Raw genomic sequence first — 22,196 nt, 5'->3', positions numbered from 1 at the left:
TCAGTGGGATGTGCCGAAGGTTTGACCCTTAGCGGAACATCGCGCTGATCGATTCTTCATTGCTGATGCGGCGGACCGCCTCGGCAACGACCGGTGCGATATCCAGTTGACGGATACGCGCACAGGCTTGAGCTGCGGCGGACAACGGGATGGTGTTAGTCACCACCAGTTCGTCCAACACGGAGTTCTCGATGTTCTCGATCGCTCGGCCCGACAGCACAGGGTGTGTGCAGTAGGCGAAGACTTTAGCCGCACCGTGCTCTTTCAAGGCTTTCGCCGCGTGGCACAGGGTGCCGGCGGTGTCGACCATGTCATCAACCAGAATACAGGTACGCCCTTCGACATCACCGATGATATGCATCACTTCAGAGTGATTGGCTTTCTCGCGGCGTTTGTCGATGATCCCGAGGTCCACGCCCAGGGATTTGGCAACAGCTCGTGCACGCACGACGCCACCAATGTCCGGGGACACGATCATCAGGTTTTCAAAGCGCTGGTCTTCGATGTCATCCACCAATACTGGGGAGCCGTAGATGTTATCTACCGGAATATCGAAGAACCCCTGGATTTGGTCAGCGTGCAGGTCAACCGTGAGCACACGGTCGATACCTACCACGGTGAGCATGTCAGCAACGACTTTCGCGCTGATAGCCACACGTGCGGAACGCGGACGGCGATCCTGACGGGCATAACCAAAGTAAGGGATTACAGCTGTGATTCGAGTCGCTGAGGAGCGGCGGAAGGCATCAGCCATCACGACGAGTTCCATCAGGTTATCGTTGGTCGGAGCGCAAGTCGGCTGAATAATGAAGACGTCTTTACCGCGGACGTTTTCATTGATCTCGGCTGTAATTTCGCCGTCGGAAAACTTACCGACAGAGATGTCACCGAGAGGGATATGCAGCTGACGTACGACACGTCGAGCCAGATCGGGGTTAGCATTCCCCGTAAAGACCATCATCTTGGACACGCGCAGTACCTAGAGGCTGAGGGTAACCTGGATGAGTATAGAAATGGCAGGGGCGGCTGGATTCGAACCAACGCATGGCAGGATCAAAACCTGCTGCCTTACCGCTTGGCGACGCCCCTGTATCTGTTGCAACGAGTGCCTAACACTCGGTTCCTTTAGAGCAGACTTTGCAGCTTGCGATGCAACATCGAAACGTTGCTTCCCTTTGCTACAAACCCTGTAAGGGTCTCTGTAAGAAGGGCCGAGACTTTATCAGCTTCAGCTTTGCTTGGGAAGCCCCCAAACACACAACTTCCAGTTCCGGTTAATTTTGCTTCGGTAAATTTACCTAACAAATTCAAAGCGTTACGTACTTCTGGATAACGCCTTGCTACAACCGGTAAGCAGTCATTTCGACTGTTTCCCTTGGGAACGGGGCGCACTTTAATGGGAGGAGAGTTACGTGTCAACAGTGGATCTGAAAAAATTTCTGCTGTACTTACAGATACTTGCGGAACAAGCACGACATACCACGGCTCTTCGGGGTATTCGGGGGTGAGTTTTTCCCCTACGCCCTCGGCGAAAGCCGCGTGCCCACGCACGAAAACCGGGACGTCGGCGCCCAGCGTCAGGCCCAGCGCTGCCAGGCGATCATCGTCCCAGCCCAGTTGCCATAAATGATTCAGACCCAGCAATGTGGTGGCGGCATTCGAGCTGCCGCCACCGATTCCACCGCCCATGGGCAAAATTTTATCGATCCAGATATCGATGCCGAGCCGGCAACCGGATTGCTCCTGAAGTTTTTTCGCCGCCTTCACGATCAAGTTGCTGTCGTGAGGGACGCCTTCGAATTCGGTATGCAGCTTGATCACGCCATCGTCGCGCACGGCGAAGGTCAGTTCATCGCCGTAGTCGAGAAATTGAAACAGTGTCTGCAACTCGTGATAGCCGTCTTTGCGGCGACCGAGAATGTGCAGCATCAGATTGAGCTTGGCCGGGGAGGGCAGGGTCAATGTTTGTCCGGTCACGTTATTGCCCCAGCTTGCGCGGTTGCCAGTCCTTGATCACCAGCGTGACGTCAAGGTCGGTGCCGTGCAGCTTGATGCGCTCGGGCAGCCAATAGCCGCTTTGTTCCACATAGCTCAAATACTCCACCTGCCAGCCATCTTGTTCCAGCGTTGCCAGGCGGCTGTCGCCATTGAGGCTCAGGCGACTCTTGCTGTCAGGCGCGGGCAGACCGCGTACCCACCAGACCAGGTGAGACACCGGCAGCTTCCAGCCAATCTGTTCTTCCAGCAGCGCTTCCGGCGAGGTCGCTTCATAACGCCCCTGGTTGGCCACCTCGAGGCTGACTTGCCCCGGTCGACCCGTCAGGCGCGCCGCGCCACGTCCCAGCGGGCCGGACAGGCGAATATCGTAGTAATCCTGGCGTTGCAGCCAGAACAAGGTGCCGCTGCCGGAGTCCTTCGGCGCGCGAACCCCCACTTTGCCTTCGATCTGCCAGCCATCGATGCTGCTGAGCTGGTCCTTGTGCTGTTTCCACTGCGCCGGGTTGCCCTGGCCTTCAACGGATTCACGGGCGCCGAAACCCGCGCAACCGGCGAGCAGGGCGATAAAGCTGAAAACAATAATGTGGCGCAAGAACATAAGCTTAAAGGGTCTCGGATCCGGTCAGGCGTTTGATGGTGCCGCGCAGGATGGGGCTTTCGGGTTGTTCCTTGAGGAATTTTTCCCAGATCTGGCGGGCTTCGCGTTGTTTGCCATTGGCCCACAGCACTTCGCCCAGGTGAGCGGCGACTTCCTGATCGGGGAAGCGCTCCAGCGCCTGGCGCAGCAGGCTTTCGGCTTCGTCCAGGTTGCCCAGGCGGTAATTCACCCAGCCCAGGCTGTCGAGCACGGCCGGGTCTTCCGGGTTGAGCTTGTGAGCCTGTTCGATCAACACCTTGGCTTCGGCGTAACGCGTGGTGCGATCGGACAGCGTGTAGCCCAGCGCGTTGAGGGCCATGGCATTGTCCGGGTCGCGTTTGATGATCAGGCGCAGGTCTTTTTCCATCTGTGCCAGGTCATTGCGTTTTTCCGCCTGCATGGCGCGGGTATACAGCAGGTTCAAATCGTCGGGGAATTGCAACAAGGCTTGTTGCAGCAGTTTCCAGGCGCGCTCGCTCTGATTGTTGGCCGACAAGGTCTCGGCCTGGATCAGGTACAGCTGGATCGCATAGTCCGGCTCGGCATCGCGCGCAGCCGCCAGGCGCTTTTCCGCCTCGTCGGTGCGGCCGTTGCTCATCAGGATGTCGGCCTGGCGCAACTGGGCCGGGAGGTAGTCATTGCCGGGGCCGACTTGGGCGTATTCGAGCAGGGCAGCCTGCGGGTCGTTGCGCTCCTCGGCGATACGGCCGAGGTTCAGGTGCGCCGAGTCCACATGGCTTTCGCGCTGGATCAGCTCTTCAAGGTAACCCTTGGCCTCGTCCCAGGCCTTGGCTTCCAGGCACACCAGTGCCAGGGAGTAGCGCAGTTCGTCATCGTCCGGGTATTGCTGGACCAGGCTGGCGAACTGCACTTTGGCGTCCTCCATGCGGTCCTGCTCTACCAGCATGCGCGCATAGGTCAGGCGCAGGCGCTTGTCTTCGGGATACTTCTTGATGCTTTTTTCCAGCAGCGGAATCGCTTCCTTGCCGCGATTGAGGTTCTGCAGCAGGCGCGCGCGCAACAGGATCGGGGCGATTTCGCCTTCTTCCGGCGGATTCTGCTCCAGAAGTTTCAGCGCCGCGTCGGCTTCGTCATCCTGTTGCAGCAGCAAGGCCTTGCCGAAAATCAGCTGGCTGTTCTTCGGGTGTTTTTGCAGCAGGCGGTCGAAGCTCTTCATCAGGCCATCGCGCGTGTCCTGGTCAGTGTCGGCCGCCGACAGCGCGAGGAAGTCGAAATGGGTATCGCCCTTGCCCTGCAGCACCTTCTCCATATAGATCATGGAGTCGTCATAGCGCCCGGCGCGTGCCAGTTGAACGGCTGCCGCCCGTTGGGCTTCCAGATCGTCCGGTGCGTTTTTCGCCCAGATCAACGACGTATCCAGCGCAGCCTGGTCGGCACCCAAGTACTCGGCGATGCGGAACGCGCGCTCGGAAATCCCCGGATCCTGGGTGTTGATGGCCTGGGTCACGTAGTTATCCAGCGCAATATCGAAACGATTGCGCTGGCCGGCCAGCTCCGCGCTCAGCAGGCTGAACACCGTTTCTTCACTGAACGAGGAATAAACCTTAGGCTTTTCAGGGGCGGGGGTGCTGTCTTCCACCGGCGGCGTACCGTCCGGCGACACGGGTGCCATGGCCTGGCAGCCGCTGAGGAAGACAAAAGCAAGGAGCAACGCGGAAGATCTATTCATATAGGAAGAGGACGACTAACCTGCGGTCGGATCATCATGACACAAGCCTTCGGCCAAACATAACCGAGACTCAGCGGACGCCTTTCATAGGCACAACATATAGGGACAATAGACGACGGTGGTTGTTCTGAATCTATCGAAGTAGGACAATTGTCGGCTTCCCGACATCATCAGCGATATTGAATGGCCTTCCTCGCACTCGGTATTAACCACAAGACTGCCTCCGTAGACGTGCGCGAGCGCGTGGCGTTTACGCCGGAGCAGTTGGTTGAGGCCCTGCAGCAGCTCTGCCGGCTCACCGACAGTCGCGAAGCTGCGATCCTTTCGACCTGCAATCGCAGCGAGCTCTATATAGAGCAGGAACATCTTTCAGCGGATGTCGTACTGCGCTGGCTGGCCGATTTTCACCATTTGAGCCTCGATGACCTGCGTGCGTGTGCTTATGTGCACGAAGAAGATGCGGCAGTTCGTCACATGATGCGTGTGGCAGCCGGTCTCGATTCGCTGGTGCTGGGCGAACCGCAGATTCTCGGCCAGATGAAGTCCGCCTACGCCGTGGCGCGTGAGGCAGGCACCGTCGGCCCGCTGCTGGGCCGGTTGTTCCAGGCCACGTTCAACTCCGCCAAGCAAGTACGCACCGATACAGCCATCGGTGAAAACCCGGTGTCCGTGGCGTTTGCTGCCGTCAGCCTGGCCAAACAGATTTTCAGTGACTTGCAACGCAGCCAGGCGCTGCTGATCGGCGCCGGCGAGACCATCACCCTGGTCGCCCGTCACCTGCATGACCTGGGCGTGAAGCGCATCGTGGTCGCCAACCGTACCCTGGAGCGCGCGAGCATCCTCGCCGAGCAGTTCGGCGCCCATGCGGTGTTGCTATCGGATATCCCGGCCGAACTGGTGCGCAGCGATATCGTCATCAGCTCCACGGCCAGCCAGTTGCCGATTCTTGGCAAGGGCGCGGTCGAGAGTGCGTTGAAGCTGCGCAAGCACAAGCCGATTTTTATGGTGGATATCGCCGTTCCCCGCGATATCGAACCCGAAGTCGGCGAGTTGGACGACGTTTACCTCTATAGCGTCGACGATTTGCACGAAGTGGTCGCCGAAAACCTCAAGAGCCGCCAGGGCGCCGCCCAGGCCGCTGAAGAGATGGTCAGCACGGGCGCCGAAGATTTCATGGTGCGCCTGCGTGAATTGGCGGCGGTGGATGTGCTCAAGGCGTATCGTCAGCAGGGCGAGCGCTTGCGCGACGAGGAGCTGATCAAGGCTCAGCGTTTGTTGGCCAACGGCAGCAGCGCCGAAGAAGTGCTGATGCAACTGGCTCGCGGTCTCACCAACAAGCTGCTCCACGCACCCAGCGTACAATTGAAAAAGCTTACTGCCGAAGGCCGCCTCGATGCGCTGGCCATGGCCCAGGAACTCTTTGCCCTCGGTGAGGGCGCGTCAGATAGCTCTTCGGATAAAAAATCGCAATGAAAGCGTCACTGCTCAATAAACTGGACGTGCTCCAGGACCGTTTCGAAGAACTGACCGCTTTGCTTGGCGATGGCGAAGTCATCTCCGATCAAACCAAGTTCCGTGCCTATTCCAAGGAGTACGCCGACGTTGAGCCGGTGGTGGCTACCTACAAGAACCTGCTCAAAGTGCAGGCCGACCTTGAAGGCGCCCAGGCACTGCTTAAGGACAGCGACCCGGACATGCGCGAGATGGCCGTGGAAGAAGTTCGCGAAGCCAAGGAAAAACTCGCCGCGCTGGAAGGCGATCTGCAACGCATGCTGCTGCCCAAGGACCCGAACGACGGGCGTAACGTCTTCCTCGAAATCCGTGCCGGCACTGGCGGCGACGAGGCGGCGATCTTCTCCGGCGACCTGTTCCGCATGTATTCGCGTTACGCCGAGCGTCGCGGCTGGCGGGTGGAAATCCTGTCCGAGAACGAGGGCGAACACGGCGGCTATAAAGAAGTCATCGCGCGGGTTGAAGGCGATAACGTTTACGGCAAGCTCAAGTTCGAGTCTGGCGCGCACCGCGTACAACGCGTGCCGGCGACCGAGTCCCAAGGTCGTATCCACACTTCCGCGTGCACTGTCGCCGTGCTGCCCGAGCCGGACGAACAGGAAGCCATCGAGATCAATCCGGCGGACTTGCGCATCGATACCTACCGCTCGTCGGGCGCGGGTGGTCAGCACGTCAACAAGACCGACTCCGCCATCCGCATCACCCACTTGCCCTCGGGCATCGTGGTGGAGTGCCAGGAAGAACGTTCCCAGCACAAGAACCGCGCGCGGGCGATGTCGTGGCTGTCGGCCAAGCTCAACGACCAGCAGACCAGCGCCGCCGCCAACGCGATTGCCAGCGAACGTAAGCTCTTGGTGGGTTCGGGCGATCGCTCCGAACGAATCCGTACCTACAACTTTGCCCAGGGCCGGGTCACCGACCATCGGGTCAACCTCACGCTTTACTCCCTGGACGAGATTCTTGCCGGGGGTGTCGACGCGGTGATCGAGCCGTTGCTCGCCGAATACCAGGCAGATCAACTCGCAGCGATAGGTGAATAAATGACCATCATCGCCAGCCTGCTGCGCGCCGCCGACCTGCCGGACTCGCCCACAGCGCGTCTGGATGCCGAATTGTTGCTGGCGGCGGCGTTGGGCAAGTCGCGCAGTTACCTGCACACCTGGCCGGAAAAAATCGTCACCAGCGAAGACGCGCTGACCTTTGCCGGTTTCCTGCAACGCCGTCGTGGCGGTGAGCCGGTGGCCTATATCCTTGGCCAGCAAGGCTTCTGGAAGTTGGACCTGGAGGTCGCGCCCCACACGCTGATCCCGCGCCCGGACACTGAATTGCTGGTGGAAGCCGCCCTGGAGTTGTTAGCGGCCACACCCGCCAAGGTCCTCGACCTGGGCACCGGCAGCGGCGCCATCGCTTTGGCCCTGGCCAGCGAACGCCCGGCCTGGCAGGTCACCGCCGTCGACCGCGTGCTGGAAGCCGTGGCCTTGGCCGAGCGCAATCGCCAGCGGCTGCACCTCACTAACGCCACGGTGCTGAACAGCCATTGGTTCAGCGCGTTGCAAGGTCATACCTATGACCTGATCATCAGCAACCCGCCTTACATCGCCGCCAATGATCCGCACCTTGTGGCGGGCGATGTGCGCTTTGAACCGGCCAGTGCACTGGTGGCCGGCCATGATGGTTTGGACGACCTGCGCCTGATCATCAAACACGCTCCCGCTCACCTGAATGCCGGTGGGCGATTGCTGCTGGAGCATGGTTACGACCAGGCCCCCGCCGTGCGCGACCTGCTATTGAGTGAAGGTTTCGAAGACGTGCACAGCCGTATCGATCTCGGCGGTCACGAGCGCATTACCCTGGGACGCCGTCCGTGCTGACCGATCAGGAGCTGTTGCGCTATAGCCGACAGATTCTGTTGCAGCATGTCGACATTGACGGCCAATTGCGCCTGAAAAACAGCCGGGCGCTGATCATCGGCCTCGGTGGCCTGGGCGCACCCGTTGCGCTTTACCTGGCGGCAGCCGGTGTGGGCGAGTTGCACCTGGCGGACTTCGACACCGTCGACCTGACCAACCTGCAACGCCAGATCATCCATGACACCGACAGCGTCGGGCAGACCAAGGTTGATTCGGCCTTGCGCCGCCTGACGGCTATCAACCCCGAGATCAAGCTGATCGCCCACCGCACCGCCCTGGATGTTGATTCACTGGCAGCCGCGGTCGAAGCGGTGGACGTGGTGCTCGATTGCAGCGATAACTTCTCCACCCGCGAAGCGGTCAACGCGGCTTGCGTCGCGGCGGCTAAACCCTTGATCAGCGGTGCAGCCATTCGCCTTGAAGGGCAGCTGTCGGTATTCGACCCGCGTCGCGCCGAAAGCCCGTGCTACCACTGTTTATACGGGCACGGCAGCGATACCGAACTCACTTGCAGCGAAGCCGGCGTGGTCGGCCCGCTGGTGGGGCTGGTCGGCAGCTTGCAAGCGCTGGAAGCCTTGAAACTGCTGGCCGGGTTCGGTGAGCCGTTGGTGGGCCGCCTGTTGCTCATCGATGCCTTGACCACGCGCTTTCGCGAATTGCGCGTCAAGCGTGACCCCGGTTGTAGCGTCTGCGGGACTCAGCATGGTTAAGGGCGCGCCTATTGGTGTGTTCGACTCCGGTGTCGGCGGTTTGTCGGTATTGGACGAAATCCAGCAATTGTTGCCCCATGAGTCGTTGCTGTACGTGGCCGACTGCGGGCATATCCCCTATGGAGAGAAAACGCCCGCGTTCATTCGCGAGCGATCGCGGTTGGTTGCCGAGTTTTTCCGCGAAAAGGGCGCCAAGGCCTTTGTGATCGCTTGCAATACCGCGACGGTCGCGGCGGTTGCTGACTTGCGCCAGGATTATCCCGACTGGCCACTGGTGGGCATGGAGCCGGCCGTCAAACCGGCCGCCGCAGCGACCCGTAGTGGCGTGGTCGGCGTGCTTGCCACCACCGGTACCCTGCAAAGCGCCAAATTCGCGGCATTACTCGACCGTTTCGCGACGGATGTGCGGGTCATTACCCAACCCTGCCCAGGGCTGGTGGAACTGATTGAAACCGGCGACCTGAACAGCCCCGCCCTGCGCAAGATGTTGCAGGGATACATAGAGCCGCTGCTCAGCGCCGGCTGTGACACCATCATCCTTGGCTGCACCCACTACCCCTTCCTCAAGCCACTCCTGGCGCAGATGTTGCCCCCCAGCATCATCCTCATCGACACCGGCGCCGCTGTGGCCCGCCAGCTCAAGCGTTTGCTGGGCGAGCGCGACCTGTTGGCCGACGGCAAGCCTGAACCTGCACAGTTCTGGACCAGCGGCGATGTGTATCAGCTAAGAAATATCCTACCGACACTATGGAAATATCCGGGCGTTGTGCGAAGCTTTGGTGCGTGAAAAATTCGTGAAATTCCGGTGTTATCCACTGGAACTTCTGACTACACGCCAGCTTCTATAGCGAGATAGCCTGTACAAAACCATATAACTTCGTTCGGAAAGGATGTTTCTTATGAAGCGCTTGTTCTGTTTGGCTGCGATTGCGGCCGCAGTAGTGGGGCACTCTGTTTCAGCGCAGGCCGCTGGCCTGGAGTTGGGTGTGGGGGGCACCAGCGATTCGACCATGACCTATCGGCTGGGGCTGACATCGGACTGGGATAAAAGCTGGTGGCAGAGCGATACCGGTCGATTGACCGGTTACTGGAGCGGCGCCTACACCTATTGGGACGGAGACAAGCGCGCCAGCGTTAGCAGCCTGTCGTTCTCGCCGGTGTTCGTGTACGAGTTTGCCGGGGAAAAGGTCAAGCCTTATATCGAAGCCGGGATTGGTGTTGCGGTGTTCTCGCGCACCAAAGTGGAAGACAACAACATCGGCCAGGCTTTCCAGTTCGAAGACCGTCTGGGTTTCGGCCTGCGCTTCGCGGGTGGGCATGAAGTGGGCATTCGTGCCACGCATTATTCCAACGCTGGCATCAGCAGCAATAACGATGGTGTAGAGAGTTACGCGCTGCATTACACCATGCCGCTGTAACCTTCAGGCCGTTGAAGATCCCCTGTGGGAGCGGGCTTGCTCGCGAAAGCGGTGTGTCAGTTGGTAAATGTCTGACTGATACACCGCTTTCGCGAGCAAGCCCGCTCCCACATTTAGATCCCCGCTCATTTCATGATCAGCGATACGCCGTCGCAATCCCTTCGCGTTCGGTCAGGCACTCCGGCGCTCCCATCTCGAATTCCCGGCAGATCAGCGGCCGTCGCTCGTAGATCGTACACATCATCGTGTCCCGATCCAGCGCCGCGCACCAGCCGTCGTCCAGGCGCAGCATCACTTCGCCGCCCCAGTCATCGGTGTCGATATAGCGCTCCGGCACGCCGGTGTCGGTGATCAGCATGACCTCCAACTGACAGCAGCAAGCCGCGCAGGTCGAGCAGGTGACCGCGGGTTCGGTGATTTGGGTGTGGGGGATGTTCGTCATAGGGGGCAGTGTAAGGCAAGCGGGTGATACAGGTGTGAAACGACTGACAGGCGTCAGCGTGCCAATCGGTGCAACCCTACAAACACCACCGCCCACAGCAGCGCCAGGACAACCATCGTCGGCGCGAGGGCGAAGCCAAATTTCACCCCTGCCAATTGGCTGCCTGCAAAGTAGGAAAGCGGGCCGCCCACTGCGCCCAATATTGCCGCACGCCACCAGGGACGGGCGCTCCAGGCCAGGCAATGGCGCAATGTCGTCGCGAGCAACGCCCACAACAGGATCAACCAGAAGGGAATCAGCGGCCCCGGTTCCGTGAACTGGAACACGCCCAGCGCACGCAACGTGGTATCCAATAACGTGCCTACGACCGTTACGCTCAGGATCAGCTTGCCGTCGGCGGCCCACGAACTTATCCACAGCAGATGAATGGCAAGTACGGCCAGCCCGACCAGTAGCCACACGCTGTCACCGCCAAGCACACAAGCAAACCAGCCGCATTGAAACAGCACGGCATTGGACAGTGTCTTAAGCACTGAAACGACCGAGCAGCGGCGGGTTGATCGCGGATGGTTTGGCCAACAGCAATTGCGCGGTGCCGATGGTGCGTTCCATAAAACCGCCTTCGCAGTAGCACAGGTAAAACTCCCACAACCGCAGGAAGTATTCGTCGTAGCCCAATTCTGCCAGGCGGCCGTGCGCGCGGCGAAAATTCTCATGCCACAGGCGCAAGGTGCGCGCGTAGTGCAGGCCGAAATCTTCCATGTGCAGCAGGTTCATATCGGTGTCGCGGCTGACGATCTGCAGCATTTTTTGCACGCAGGGCAGGGCGCCGCCCGGGAAGATATAGCGCTGGATAAAGTCGACGTTGGTTTTGGCCTGCTCGTAGCGTTGGTCGCGAATGGTGATGGCTTGCAGCAACATCAGGCCGTCGCTCTTGAGCAGGTGCGCGCACTGTTTGAAGTAGGTTGGCAGGAAGCGATGACCCACCGCCTCGATCATCTCGATCGACACGAGCTTGTCGTACTGGCCCGTAAGGTCGCGGTAATCCTGTAACAGCAGCGTGACTTGATCCTGCAGCCCCAGGGCGACGATGCGTTTTTCAGTGTAGGCAAACTGCTCTTTGGACAAGGTCGTGGTGGTGACCTTGCAGCCATACTGCTGCGCCGCATACAGCGCCATGCTGCCCCAGCCGGTGCCGATTTCCAGCAGGTGGTCGCTGGGCTTGAGGGCGAGCTTCTGGCAGATGCGCTCCAGTTTATTCAGTTGCGCCTGTTCCAGGGTGTCGTCGGCGGTCAGGAATTGCGCCGCCGAGTACATCATGGTCGGGTCGAGGAACTCTTCGAACAGGTCATTGCCCAGGTCATAGTGGGCGGCAATGTTTTTCTGCGAGCCCTTGCGCGTATTGCGGTTGAGCCAGTGCAGGCCCTGGGTGAACGGACGTGTCAGGCGTGCCAGGCCACCTTCCATTGCATCGAGTACGTCGAGGTTACTGACCATCACGCGCACCACCGCCGTGAGGTCCGGGCTGCTCCAGTAACCGTGGATAAAGGCTTCTCCGGCACCGATGGAACCGTTGGCCGCCACCAGGCCCCACACGGCCGAATCCAGGATCTGGATCTCCCCCAACAGATGCGCTTCCCGTGCACCGAATACCTGGCGCTCGCCGTCCTCGATCACCACCAACTGACCATGGCGCAACTGGCTGAGTTGCCGCAGCACGGCCTTGCGCAGCAGCGCGGCGGTCATGCCGTTGACGTTCAGGCGATGGGTTTTGACCGATAAGCTAGGGGATTTCATGGCGGCGATCCTTGGTGTACCCGACTGCGGTGCGAGAGGCGCCATCGGCGGCCCGGTGGGAAAAAATCGGTGTGCGTTTGAGCAACAGGCGCAGGGCCTGCCAATAGATCGCGAGGCAGGTCTTGGCGGTCATCCAGGGAAAGCGCCACAAGTAGCGGTGCAGGCTGGTGCGGTTCAGCGTCTCTTTCTGCAGGCTCAAGGTGGCGTCGAAGACTTTCAATTCGCCCTGCCAATCGGCCATGTGCACGCCGAGTTTGGCGGCGGGCGGGCTGAAGCTCATGCGGTATTCCAGGTCGCGCGGCAAGAATGGTGACACATGGAAGGCCTTGGCGACGGCGAAGTGCTGGTGCTCATTCGCGTTCAGTGCCTGGGCCGGCAGCACGTAGTGATAACGCTCGCGCCACGGGGTGTTGGTCACTTCACACAGGATCGCGGCCAGACGTCCGTCGGCCTCGAAGCAGTAGAAGAAACTCACGGGATTAAAAGCCAGGCCCCAACTGCGGGCCTGGGTCAGTAGGCAGATAACGCCCTGGGGTGTACGCCCCAGTGCCTTGCCGACTTCCTGGCGCACGGCATCGCTCAAGCTCATGCCGGTGCGCGTCAATTCACGCAGGTAGTCCTGCTGGCGAAAACCGAAAGGCGCCAGGCGGCTGCGCCCGGCCAGGGGCGTAAGCCCGAGCACTTCGTGTTCCTCGCTCAGGTCCAGGTACAGCAGGCCGATGCGGTACCGAAAGGCGTGGGCCTTGGGCGCAAACCGGCGATGGGCAATCCAGCCGCTGTACAGGGCGCTGTTCACAGGGCTTCTCCAAACGCCTGGGCCACGTGCAGGGCGCTGACCACGCCGTCTTCGTGGAAACCGTTGGCCCAGTAGGCACCGCAGTAGAAGGTGTTGCGCACGCCGGATATTTCTTCCCGGCGTCCCTGGGCCGCCACTGCCGCCAGACTGTATTGCGGGTGGGCGTAGGTGTAGCGGGCAAGAATCTTCAGCGGGTTGATCATCGGCGTCTGGTTGAGGCTGACGCAAAACGTGGTGTCGCTGTCGATGCCTTGCAGGATGTTCATGTCATAGGTGACCGCCGCCTGCGTCTGACGGTTGGGGGTGAGCCGGTAGTTCCAGCTGGCCCAGGCCAATTGGCGGTCGGGTAACAGGCGCGTGTCGGTGTGCAGCACGACATCATTGTCGGCATAGGGCAGTGCGCCCAATATTTGCAGCTCGGACTCGCTGGGGTCGCCGAGCAACGCCAGCGCTTGGTCGCTGTGGCAGGCAAACACCACCTTGTCGAAGGCTTCGGTGCCGGCGGCACTGTGGACCACCACGCCCTCTTCATTGCGCTCCACCAGATGCACCGGGCAATCGAGGCGGATATGTTCGCGAAAGTTGCGGGTCAGGGGTTCGATATAGCTGCTTGAGCCACCCTCGATCACACACCACTGTGGCCGGTTGTTCACCGAGAGCAGCCCGTGATTCTTGAAAAAGCGCACAAAGAACTGCAGCGGAAATTTCAGCATGTCCACCAGCGACATCGACCAGATCGCGGCACCCATCGGCACGATGTAATGCAGGATGAACCGCGGGCGATAGCCTTTCGCTTCGAGGTAATCCCCCAGCGTCATGTCGGCGCTGATGCGTTGCTCTTGCAGGTCCAGCGGTGCCTCGCGATTGAAACGCAGGATGTCGCGCAACATGCCCCAGAACCCGGGCGACAGGATGTTGCTGCGCTGGGCAAACAGGCTGTTGATGTTGTTGCCGTTGTACTCGAACCGGGTGTTTTCGTCGCACACCGAAAAGCTCATTTCAGTGGGTTTGAACTTCACCCCGATCTGCCCTAACAGGCGGATGAAGTTCGGGTAGGTCCAGTCGTTGAACACGATAAAACCGGTGTCTATCGCGTAGCTTTTATCGTCGACGGTGACGTTGACCGTGTGGGTATGCCCGCCGATGCGGTTGCCCGCTTCGAACAGCGTGATTTCATGACGACGGCTGAGCAGGTAGGCACTGGTCAGCCCCGCGATGCCGCTGCCGATGATGGCGATCTTCATAGGTCGTCCTTCTTCGGCGGCGGGCTGCGCAACATGCGTTTACCGATGATCAGTTGTGCGCGGTTTGGCAGTTTCGACAGCGGCCACAGGGTGGCGATAAACAGGGCGGGAAAGGCAATTTCCAGCGGGCGTTTTTCCAGCTTGGCGAAGATGTGCCGCGCGGCTTTGTCCGCCGACCAACTGAGCGGCATGGGGAAGTCATTGCGTTCGGTCAGTGGCGTATCGACAAAGCCCGGACTGATCACGGTCACGTCGATATTTTCCGGCGACAGGCTGATGCGCAGGGACTCGAACAGGTAGCGCAAGCCAGCCTTGGAGGCGCCATAGGCTTCGGCGCGCGGCATTGGCAAGTAGGTCACGGCGCTGGCGACACCCACCAAGTGTGGCGTCTGCCCGGCGCGCAACAGCGGCAGGGCGGCTTCGATGCAATAACTGCTCGCCAGCAGGTTGGTACGAACCACGTGCTCGATGATCGATGAGTCGAACTGACGTGCGTCCACGTACTCGCAGGTGCCGGCATTGAGGATCACCGTGTCCAGCGAACCCCAGACCACGCCGATATGCTCGCCGATCTCGCGCACGGTCTGGCTGTTGGTCAGGTCGCCCGCCACCACCAGCACTTGGCCGGGGTAGCGTTGCGCGAGCGCTTCCAAAGGCCCTTTGGTGCGGGAACTGAGCGCCACATGGGCGCCGCTGTTGAGCAACTCCACGGCCAGTGCGGCACCGATACCACTGCTGGCGCCAGTCAGCCAATAACGGCGGGGCGGTGTCAGGCTCATCCCATTCTCCTTTTAAGCCAGCTGATGACGCTGCCCAGCACGGGCAAGTGTTCGTACAGCATGGCGCCGGCATCGAAATAGTCCCGGTGGCGGTACACCTTGTCGCGCCACATCAAGTGCGAGCAACCTTCCACCCGGATCACTTTGCCGTTGGCCAGGCGAGGGTGGCAAAAACTCATTTTCCAGCGCAAGTAACCTTCGCCTTCGGCGACCTGGTCGAAACTGTGGAAGTCAAAGCGCAGCTGGCTGACGTTGCTGTACAGATCGGCGAAGTAGCGGTGCAGGGCTGGCAAGCCATGGACTTCGTGCAGCGGGTCGGCGAAAGCAATGTCCTGGCTGTACAGGCTGTCGAGCAGGTGCAAGTTGTGCTTGTCCAGCGCGGTGAAGGCCTGGGCGAAGCGGCGCAGGAAGTCACTCATAGTCGCCCCCTGCGGCTTGGCGCGAGGGCAGGTTGCGGAAAGCGGCCAGCGCACGTTCACGGGATTTTTTCAGGTCGACGATCGAGCGCGGGTAGTCAGCCACGCCGAACAGGCCGCCGGCGGCTTCGGGGTTGTGCACGTCCTTTTTATTCAGCGCGGCCAGTTCCGGCAGCCAGTGCTTGATGAACACGCCTTCAGCGTCGAATTTCTCCGATTGGCTCAACGGGCTGAAAATCCGAAAGTATGGCGCGGAGTCGGTGCCGGTGGATGAACTCCACTGCCAGCCGCCGTTGTTCGCCGCCAGGTCGCCGTCGATCAGGTGGCGCATGAAAAAACGCTCGCCTTCGCGCCAGTCAATCAGCAGGTTCTTGGTCAGGAACATCGCCACCACCATGCGCAGGCGGTTATGCATCCAGCCGGTTTCCAGCAGTTGGCGCATGGCCGCATCGATGATCGGCAAGCCGGTGCGCGCTTCCTGCCAGGCGGCGAGGTCCTTGGGCGCGTTGCGCCAGGCCACGGCTTCGGTTTCCGGGCGGAACGCGCGGTGGCGCGACACCCGTGGGTAACCGACCAGGATGTGTTTGTAGAACTCGCGCCACAGCAATTCATTGATCCAGGTGATGGCGCCCAGGTCGCCACTTTCGAACTCGCCGCCGTTGGTTTGCAGCGCGGCATGCAGGCACTGTCGCGGCGAAACGACGCCCGCTGCAAGGTAGGCAGACAACTGGCTGGTACCGGGTTTCGCGGGGAAGTCGCGTTCGTCTTTGTAGTAGCTGATTTGCTGATCGGCGAAGGCATCGAGGCGCCGCCGGGCTTCGTCTTCACCGGCTGGCCAGAGGGCGCGCAGGCTGTCGCTGGGTGGGGCGAAACCTTCGACTGTGTTCGGGACGGGATCGCTTTTCAGCTTGAGCGGCGCCTGGGGCTTTGGCGCTGCAACCATGCGCGGCAGGGCGCTGTGCAGGCGGGTGTAGCAGACTTTACGGAACTGGCTGAACACCTGGAAATATGTACCGGTCTTGGTCAGCACACTGCCGGGTTGGAAGAACAGTTGATCGAGGTAACGGTGGAAGGTCACGCCATCGGCTTCCAAAGCCTTGTACACGGCAGCATCACGACGACTTTCGTGAATGCCATATTCTTCGTTGACGTGCACCGACTCCGCCGACAGCTCGCGGCACAGCTTGCTCAGTACGTCGGGCGCTTGGTCCCAAGTGGCTGCGGTGCGGATCAGCAGGGGAATATTCAGCGCGCCCAGCGTTTTGCTCAGGTCTTGCAGGTTGCGCAGCCAGAAGTCCACTTTGCACGGCGCATCATCGTGGGACTGCCATTGCTGCGGCGTGATCAGGTACACGGCCGCAATCGGGCCCCGCTGGCTCGCGGCGGCCAGAGCAGTGTTGTCGTGCAGGCGCAGGTCGGTGCGCAGCCAGATCAAATGCATTTAAACAAGTCCACGCTGGATCAGCAGTTGGTGGGCCGACAACGGATCTTCGGCGACGAACAATTCGGGGAGGTCATGGGTTAATACGGACAACTCGGCCTGGTGGATGCATACCGTTGGTCCGACAATCAACTTTGGGCAACTGACGCCACTCAGAAGTTTTGCGAACGCCGACAGATGGAGCGACTTGCTCGAATAGAGCAGCACCGCACGCGGTTGCAGGTGTTCCACCGCCAGGGCCAGCTCACCGGCGGGCAGCGGCCAGTCGAACACTTCCACCGGGCAGTCGGCGCTGCTGGCGAGCCAGGCGCTGAGCCACAGGTGCGGCTCCAGGGGCAGGTCGGATTGGTTGACCAACAGCAGCGGCGCACCATGCAGCTGACGATTATTGTGGTAGATGCGCGCGCCAAACTTGCTGCGCAGCCAGGACAGGAAAAACACCCGTTCCATCTGCGCGCCGAACTGGCCTTGCCAGCGTTGTTCCAGCTCCTGCAGCAACGGCAGCAGCAGTTGCTCGCACAGGGTGCGGGGCGGGTAGAGCGCCATGGCCTGGTTGAAGGCGTCATCCACCCGGCGCTCGGTCAATTCGCTGATGGCTTGCACCAGGTTCTGGCGCAGGCTGTGCCATTCGTTTTCGACGGCATCGGGAATGGCCTGGGCGGAGTCGATCAGGCCTTTGACCTGGCTGACCGGTACGCCGCGATTGAGCCAGGTGAGGATGGTGTGGATACGTTGTACATGCTCGGCGCTGAACAGCCGATGCCCCTTGGGTGTGCGCTGGGGCACGATGAGGCCGTAACGGCGTTCCCAGGCGCGCAGGGTCACGGCGTTGACGCCGGTCTGGCGCGCCACTTCGCGGATCGGCAGCCAGCCATCTTCGAGGGCTTGGGCGAAGTCTTCGCCGGGTTCGTCTAGCAGGGCAGCTCTCATGGTCTAGATCGCATTTCGCAGGCTGAGGTTTTCCGGGTGCGGTTGCAGATAGGCCTGCTGCGCGATGTAGCGGTCCGGGTGTTGACGAAAGTGGTGCTTGAGCAGGGTCATCGGCACCACCAAAGGCACGATGCCGTGGCGGTATTGGCCGATGACGGTTTGCATTTCCTGCTTGTCGTCGGCGCTGATGGCCTGCTTGAGGTAACCGCTGATGTGTTGCAGCACATTGGTGTGGGTGCCACGGGTGGCGCACTTGGTCAGGCCGGTCATCAGCTCGCTGAAATAACCGCTGGCCAATTCATCCAGGTTGGCGTCCTTGGTCATGCTGCCCAGCAGGTGGCCGAGGCTTTTGTAATGCGCCGGACTGTGGGCCATCAACAAGTATTTGTAGCGCGAATGAAAGGCCAGCAGGCGGTGACGGGTCAGGCCTTCGGCCAGCAGTTGCTGCCAACTGGCGTACACGAATACGCGAGTCAGGAAGTTTTCACGCAGCACCGGGTCATTCAGCCGACCGTCTTCTTCCACCGGCAGATTGGGATGGCGGGCACAAAAGGCCTGGGCGTAGATACCGCGCCCGCCGCCGTCCACCGGAGTGCCATTTTCGCGGTACACCTTGACCCGCTCCAGGCCACAGGACGGCGACTTCTGCATGAAAATGTAGCCGCACAGGTCGGTGTGTTCCGCCGCCATCTGCTGGCCATAGTCGTCCAGCGGCTGGGTGACGTTCAGCTCGCGGTTCACCGTGCCGACGGCTTGCGGGTGAGCAGGGTCGCCCACCAGGCGGATGGGTTCGCGGGGAATGCCCAGGCCAATGGCGACTTCGGGGCACAGCGGCACAAAGTCGAAATAATCGGCGAGAGTCTGGCTGCACAGCAGGGATTGTTTATGGCCACCGTTGAAGCGCACGTTTTCGCCCAGCAGGCAGGCGCTGATGGCGATCTTCGGTTTGGTGATGCTGGACATAAACGAACCCTCGCAAGATTCCTGTACAAGGTTTTAATCTTGTACAACTAAATCCCATCATAGATTCGATGCTGTACAAGTCAAACTATTTGTACAAGTTTTGCGCGTTGGCTATTTCCAGCCGATTTTCCAGGCGTCGATATCCTGCAGGGTTTGCCAGGGCAGGCGTTCGCTGCGGTGGGTCATGACCGCCTGCAGTTCGATTTCCAGCACGGTGCCTTCATCATCACGAAACAATTCGGTGACCAGGAAGTGTTTTTCCTTGTTTCGGGGGCGCGCTGCTGTCCATTTTGACAGCAGCAGTTTTGCGGGATTGATGCGGTTCATTGCAGGTGTTCCATCAAGCGTCGCGCGGCTTCCTGGCCACTGAGCCATGCACCTTCTACCCGGCCCGACAGGCACCAGTCGCCACACACGTACAGGCCCAGATCGGCGTCGGCCAGTACGCCGAATTCATGACTGCTGGACGGTCGCGCATAGAGCCAGCGGTGCGCCAGGCTGAACGACGGCGCGGGCATGGCGCTGTGCAGCAGTTCGGCGAAAGCGCCGTGCAGGTGCTCGATCACCGCCTCCTTCGACAGGTCCAGATGGGCCCTGCTCCATGCGCTGGTGGCATGCAACACCCACGTGTCGAGGTGGGTGTCGCGCCCAGGTTTGCTGCGGTTGCGCGCGAGCCAATCGAGGGGACTGTCCTGGACGAAGCAGCCCTCCATCGGCGTATCCAGGGGCTTGTCGAACGCCAGGGCGATGGCCCAGGTAGGGTCCATTTTCACGCCTGCGGCGGCACTCGCCAACTTGGGTGCGGCAGCCAGCAGGGCGGTGGCCTGGGGCGCTGGAGTGGCGATGATCACGTGACTGAACGGGCCGTGGTTTTCGCCGTCGGCATCCAGCAGGTTCCAGTGTTGTTTGCCCTGGAACACCTCGGTGATGCGGCAACCGAACTCCACCGGCAGGTCGTCGAGCAGCGCACGGGTGATCGCGCTCATGCGCGGCGTGCCGACCCAGCGGATCTGTTCATCGGGAGAGGGCGTGAGCTGGCCGGACTTGAAGTTGTACAGCTGGGGCTTCCATTGCTCGGCCCAGCCATTGCTTTGCCAGCGTTGCACTTCGTTGACGAAGCGCCGGTCACGGGCGGTGAAGTATTGCGCCCCCATGTCCAGAGAGCCGGCATCGCTGCGCTTGCTGGACATGCGGCCACCACTGCCGCGGCTTTTATCGAAGAGTTGTACGACGTGCCCCGCGTCTCGTAACGCTCGGGCGGCGGAGAGACCGGCGATGCCGGTGCCGATGATCGCGATGGGAACAGTCATGGGAGGCCTCGTTTTACCGTTGGTACAGACTACGCCGACACCAATAGCTGTACAATATTGTTTTTTGGTATAAGTTTTGGCTTACCTGTTCTTACGGCGTGACCTATGGTTAAAGCACAGGCTTAATCCAACGTTACGCCCGTTCAAATTGATCCCTGCTTATAAAATAGACCAGTGCGGGGCGGCGAACGTTACATGAGGAAGATCCCATGCACATTTTGCTGACCGGCGGTACTGGCCTGATCGGCCGCCAACTCTGCCAACACTGGCTTGCTCAAGGGCATCGACTGACGGTGTGGAGTCGTCATCCGGAACAGGTTGCCAAGCTGTGCGGCGCACAGGTAGCAGGCGTTGAACACCTGCAACAGGTTATCGGCCCGGTGGATGCCGTCATTAACCTGGCCGGCGCGCCCATTGCTGATCGTCCCTGGACCCACAAGCGCAAGGCGCTGCTTTGGAGCAGCCGCATCAGTCTGACTGAAACCTTGCTGGCGTGGCTTGAGGGGCTGGAGCAAAAACCTGCGGTGTTGATTTCCGGTTCAGCGGTGGGTTGGTACGGCGACGGCGGTGAGCGTGAGTTGACCGAAGCCAGCGGCCCGGTGCAGGACGATTTCCCCAGCCAGCTGTGCATTGCCTGGGAAGAAACTGCCCAGCGCGCCGAAGCCTTGGGGATTCGCGTCGTGTTGGTACGGACCGGTTTGGTGTTGTCGGCCGAGGGCGGCTTTTTGTCGCGGCTGTTGCTGCCGTTCAAACTGGCGCTGGGCGGGCCTATCGGCACTGGTCGGCAGTGGATGCCGTGGGTACATATCAAGGATCAAATCGCCCTGATTGATTTTCTTCTGCACAAGGCTGATGCCAGTGGTCCTTATAATGCCTGCGCGCCACACCCGGTACGCAATCGCGAGTTTGCGAAAACCCTGGGCCGGGTGCTGCACCGTCCGGCGTTCATGCCGATGCCGGCCTTTGCATTGAAGGTCGGCCTGGGTGAGTTGTCCGGCCTGTTGCTGGGTGGGCAGAAGGCAGTGCCCGAGCGCTTGTTGGCCGCCGGTTTCACCTTCCAGTTTACTGAGTTGCACGCGGCCCTGGATGACGTGTCCAGCCGCCTCTAAAGATAGGATGTTGCATGACGGATCACGCGTTGTTACTGGTCAATCTGGGTTCACCGGCGTCCACCTCGGTGGCCGATGTGCGCAGCTACCTCAATCAGTTCTTGATGGACCCTTATGTGATCGACCTGCCGTGGCCGGTGCGGCGCTTGCTGGTGTCACTGATCTTGATCAAGCGCCCCGAGCAGTCGGCCCACGCCTACGCGTCCATCTGGTGGGACGAGGGCTCGCCGCTGGTGGTGCTCAGTCGTCGCCTGCAACAGCAGATGACCGCACAGTGGACTCAAGGCCCGGTGGAATTGGCGATGCGCTACGGTGAGCCGTCCATTGAAACGGTGCTGACCCGCCTCGCCGCCCAGGGCATCCGTAAAGTCACCCTGGCGCCGCTGTACCCGCAGTTCGCGGACAGCACCGTGACCACGGTGATTGAGGAAGCCAAGCGCGTGGTGCGCGACAAAAAGCTCGATGTGCAATTCTCCATCCTGCAACCGTTCTACGATCAGCCCGAATACCTCGATGCCCTGGTAGCAAGCGCGCGGCCATACGTGGAACAGAATTACGACCACCTGCTGCTGAGTTTCCACGGCTTGCCTGAGCGCCACCTGACCAAGCTCGACCCTACCGGCCAGCATTGCTTCAAGGATGCCGACTGCTGCAAGAACGCGTCCGCCGAGGTGCTTAAAACCTGCTATCGCGCGCAGTGCTTCAGCGTCGCCCGTGATTTTGCCGCGCGCCTGGGCCTGCCGGAAGATAAATGGTCGGTGTCGTTCCAATCGCGCCTGGGCCGCGCGAAGTGGATCGAACCCTACACCGAAGCGCGCCTGGAGGCGTTGGCCCAGCAAGGCGTGAAAAAGCTGCTGGTGATGTGCCCGGCGTTCGTGGCCGATTGCATCGAGACGCTGGAGGAAATAGGCGATCGTGGGCTTGAGCAGTTCCGCGAAGCTGGGGGCGAGGAGTTGGTGCTGGTGCCGTGCCTCAATGATGATCCGCAATGGGCTAAGGCGCTGAATACTTTGTGCGAAAGAGCGCCAACGCCGTTATAACTCAAGCCGAGTGAAGATCGAAATGTGGGAGCGGGCTTGCTCGCGAATGCGGTG

The 22,196-nt window shown here is 60.6% G+C and carries 24 protein-coding genes and 1 tRNA gene; 8 read left to right on the top strand and 17 right to left on the bottom strand.

Going from position 1 to position 22,196, the window contains the following annotated elements; all coding sequences use genetic code 11:
- Positions 1 to 28 precede the first annotated feature (28 nt).
- The 5 genes from AB4O08_RS08880 to AB4O08_RS08860 all read right to left on the bottom strand — a co-directional run bounded on the left by AB4O08_RS08880 (position 29) and on the right by AB4O08_RS08860 (position 4,325).
- On the bottom strand, positions 29 to 970 hold the full coding sequence (locus AB4O08_RS08880) for a ribose-phosphate pyrophosphokinase (protein ID WP_003171603.1): 942 nt from the start codon (positions 968 to 970) through the stop codon (positions 29 to 31).
- A gap of 44 nt (positions 971 to 1,014) precedes the next feature.
- Positions 1,015 to 1,089 (bottom strand) — tRNA-Gln (locus AB4O08_RS08875).
- A gap of 36 nt (positions 1,090 to 1,125) precedes the next feature.
- Entirely contained in the window at positions 1,126 to 1,929 is an 804-nt protein-coding gene (gene ispE, locus AB4O08_RS08870) for a 4-(cytidine 5'-diphospho)-2-C-methyl-D-erythritol kinase (RefSeq protein WP_254668498.1), read from the bottom strand.
- Positions 1,930 to 1,978: 49 nt separating this feature from the next.
- The gene (gene lolB, locus AB4O08_RS08865) at positions 1,979 to 2,596 is read right to left on the bottom strand and encodes a lipoprotein insertase outer membrane protein LolB (RefSeq protein ID WP_460114803.1); all 618 of its coding nucleotides are present in this window, start codon (positions 2,594 to 2,596) and stop codon (positions 1,979 to 1,981) included.
- Positions 2,597 to 2,600: 4 nt separating this feature from the next.
- Entirely contained in the window at positions 2,601 to 4,325 is a 1,725-nt protein-coding gene (locus tag AB4O08_RS08860) for a tetratricopeptide repeat protein (protein WP_460114802.1), read from the bottom strand.
- Positions 4,326 to 4,508: 183 nt separating this feature from the next.
- On the opposite strand from AB4O08_RS08860, the gene hemA reads away from it, so the two are divergent.
- From hemA to AB4O08_RS08830, 6 genes are all read left to right on the top strand, one after another.
- A complete protein-coding gene (gene hemA, locus AB4O08_RS08855; RefSeq protein ID WP_010213311.1) occupies positions 4,509 to 5,798 on the top strand; it encodes a glutamyl-tRNA reductase in 1,290 nt (429 codons plus the stop codon).
- Positions 5,795 to 6,877, top strand: coding sequence for a peptide chain release factor 1 (prfA, locus tag AB4O08_RS08850; RefSeq protein WP_010213310.1), 1,083 nt, complete (start codon positions 5,795 to 5,797; stop codon positions 6,875 to 6,877). The genes hemA and prfA overlap by 4 nt, the downstream gene beginning before the upstream one ends.
- Positions 6,878 to 7,708, top strand: coding sequence for a peptide chain release factor N(5)-glutamine methyltransferase (gene prmC / locus AB4O08_RS08845; RefSeq protein WP_010213309.1), 831 nt, complete (start codon positions 6,878 to 6,880; stop codon positions 7,706 to 7,708).
- Entirely contained in the window at positions 7,702 to 8,457 is a 756-nt protein-coding gene (locus AB4O08_RS08840) for a molybdopterin-synthase adenylyltransferase MoeB (RefSeq protein ID WP_010213308.1), read from the top strand. The genes prmC and AB4O08_RS08840 overlap by 7 nt, the downstream gene beginning before the upstream one ends.
- The gene (gene murI, locus AB4O08_RS08835; RefSeq protein ID WP_010213307.1) at positions 8,450 to 9,244 is read left to right on the top strand and encodes a glutamate racemase; all 795 of its coding nucleotides are present in this window, start codon (positions 8,450 to 8,452) and stop codon (positions 9,242 to 9,244) included. Before AB4O08_RS08840 ends, murI begins: the two co-directional genes overlap by 8 nt.
- A 112-nt stretch (positions 9,245 to 9,356) precedes the next feature.
- Positions 9,357 to 9,875, top strand: a complete 519-nt coding sequence (locus AB4O08_RS08830; protein ID WP_010213306.1) for an acyloxyacyl hydrolase — start codon at positions 9,357 to 9,359, stop codon at positions 9,873 to 9,875.
- Between the two features lie 136 nt (positions 9,876 to 10,011).
- Here the strand turns inward: AB4O08_RS08830 and AB4O08_RS08825 are convergent, their stop codons facing one another.
- From AB4O08_RS08825 to AB4O08_RS08770, 12 genes are all read right to left on the bottom strand, one after another.
- Positions 10,012 to 10,317: a YkgJ family cysteine cluster protein gene (locus tag AB4O08_RS08825; protein ID WP_016977069.1), complete on the bottom strand. Its 306-nt coding sequence runs from the start codon at positions 10,315 to 10,317 to the stop codon at positions 10,012 to 10,014.
- A gap of 53 nt (positions 10,318 to 10,370) precedes the next feature.
- Entirely contained in the window at positions 10,371 to 10,850 is a 480-nt protein-coding gene (locus tag AB4O08_RS08820; protein WP_021491932.1) for a DUF2878 domain-containing protein, read from the bottom strand.
- A complete protein-coding gene (locus AB4O08_RS08815; RefSeq protein WP_010213303.1) occupies positions 10,843 to 12,114 on the bottom strand; it encodes an SAM-dependent methyltransferase in 1,272 nt (423 codons plus the stop codon). Before AB4O08_RS08815 ends, AB4O08_RS08820 begins: the two co-directional genes overlap by 8 nt.
- Positions 12,101 to 12,910 carry a DUF1365 domain-containing protein gene (locus tag AB4O08_RS08810; RefSeq protein ID WP_010213302.1) on the bottom strand — a complete coding sequence of 270 codons (810 nt, stop codon included), beginning with the start codon at positions 12,908 to 12,910 and terminating at the stop codon, positions 12,101 to 12,103. Before AB4O08_RS08810 ends, AB4O08_RS08815 begins: the two co-directional genes overlap by 14 nt.
- Positions 12,907 to 14,154, bottom strand: a complete 1,248-nt coding sequence (locus tag AB4O08_RS08805) for an NAD(P)/FAD-dependent oxidoreductase (protein WP_021491931.1) — start codon at positions 14,152 to 14,154, stop codon at positions 12,907 to 12,909. The genes AB4O08_RS08810 and AB4O08_RS08805 overlap by 4 nt, the downstream gene beginning before the upstream one ends.
- A complete protein-coding gene (locus tag AB4O08_RS08800) occupies positions 14,151 to 14,933 on the bottom strand; it encodes an SDR family NAD(P)-dependent oxidoreductase (protein WP_010213299.1) in 783 nt (260 codons plus the stop codon). The genes AB4O08_RS08805 and AB4O08_RS08800 overlap by 4 nt, the downstream gene beginning before the upstream one ends.
- Positions 14,930 to 15,352, bottom strand: a complete 423-nt coding sequence (locus AB4O08_RS08795; protein ID WP_010213297.1) for a nuclear transport factor 2 family protein — start codon at positions 15,350 to 15,352, stop codon at positions 14,930 to 14,932. Before AB4O08_RS08795 ends, AB4O08_RS08800 begins: the two co-directional genes overlap by 4 nt.
- Positions 15,345 to 16,790, bottom strand: a complete 1,446-nt coding sequence (gene phrB / locus AB4O08_RS08790) for a deoxyribodipyrimidine photo-lyase (RefSeq protein WP_021491930.1) — start codon at positions 16,788 to 16,790, stop codon at positions 15,345 to 15,347. Before phrB ends, AB4O08_RS08795 begins: the two co-directional genes overlap by 8 nt.
- On the bottom strand, positions 16,791 to 17,720 hold the full coding sequence (locus AB4O08_RS08785) for a MerR family transcriptional regulator (RefSeq protein ID WP_044286616.1): 930 nt from the start codon (positions 17,718 to 17,720) through the stop codon (positions 16,791 to 16,793).
- Between the two features lie 3 nt (positions 17,721 to 17,723).
- Positions 17,724 to 18,683, bottom strand: coding sequence for a YbgA family protein (locus AB4O08_RS08780; RefSeq protein ID WP_010213292.1), 960 nt, complete (start codon positions 18,681 to 18,683; stop codon positions 17,724 to 17,726).
- 111 nt (positions 18,684 to 18,794) lie between these two features.
- Entirely contained in the window at positions 18,795 to 19,010 is a 216-nt protein-coding gene (locus AB4O08_RS08775; protein ID WP_010213290.1) for a TIGR02450 family Trp-rich protein, read from the bottom strand.
- Positions 19,007 to 19,993, bottom strand: coding sequence for an NAD(P)/FAD-dependent oxidoreductase (locus tag AB4O08_RS08770; protein ID WP_010213289.1), 987 nt, complete (start codon positions 19,991 to 19,993; stop codon positions 19,007 to 19,009). The genes AB4O08_RS08775 and AB4O08_RS08770 overlap by 4 nt, the downstream gene beginning before the upstream one ends.
- Before the next feature lie 209 nt (positions 19,994 to 20,202).
- Between AB4O08_RS08770 and AB4O08_RS08765 the strand changes: the two genes are divergently transcribed.
- Positions 20,203 to 21,102 carry a TIGR01777 family oxidoreductase gene (locus AB4O08_RS08765; protein ID WP_010213288.1) on the top strand — a complete coding sequence of 300 codons (900 nt, stop codon included), beginning with the start codon at positions 20,203 to 20,205 and terminating at the stop codon, positions 21,100 to 21,102.
- Between the two features lie 14 nt (positions 21,103 to 21,116).
- Positions 21,117 to 22,142, top strand: a complete 1,026-nt coding sequence (gene hemH / locus AB4O08_RS08760; RefSeq protein WP_021491928.1) for a ferrochelatase — start codon at positions 21,117 to 21,119, stop codon at positions 22,140 to 22,142.
- Positions 22,143 to 22,196: the final 54 nt, after the last annotated feature.

The organism is Pseudomonas sp. H3_E07, from assembly GCF_054668895.1.
This window is presented reverse-complemented; position numbering and strand designations above follow the sequence as displayed.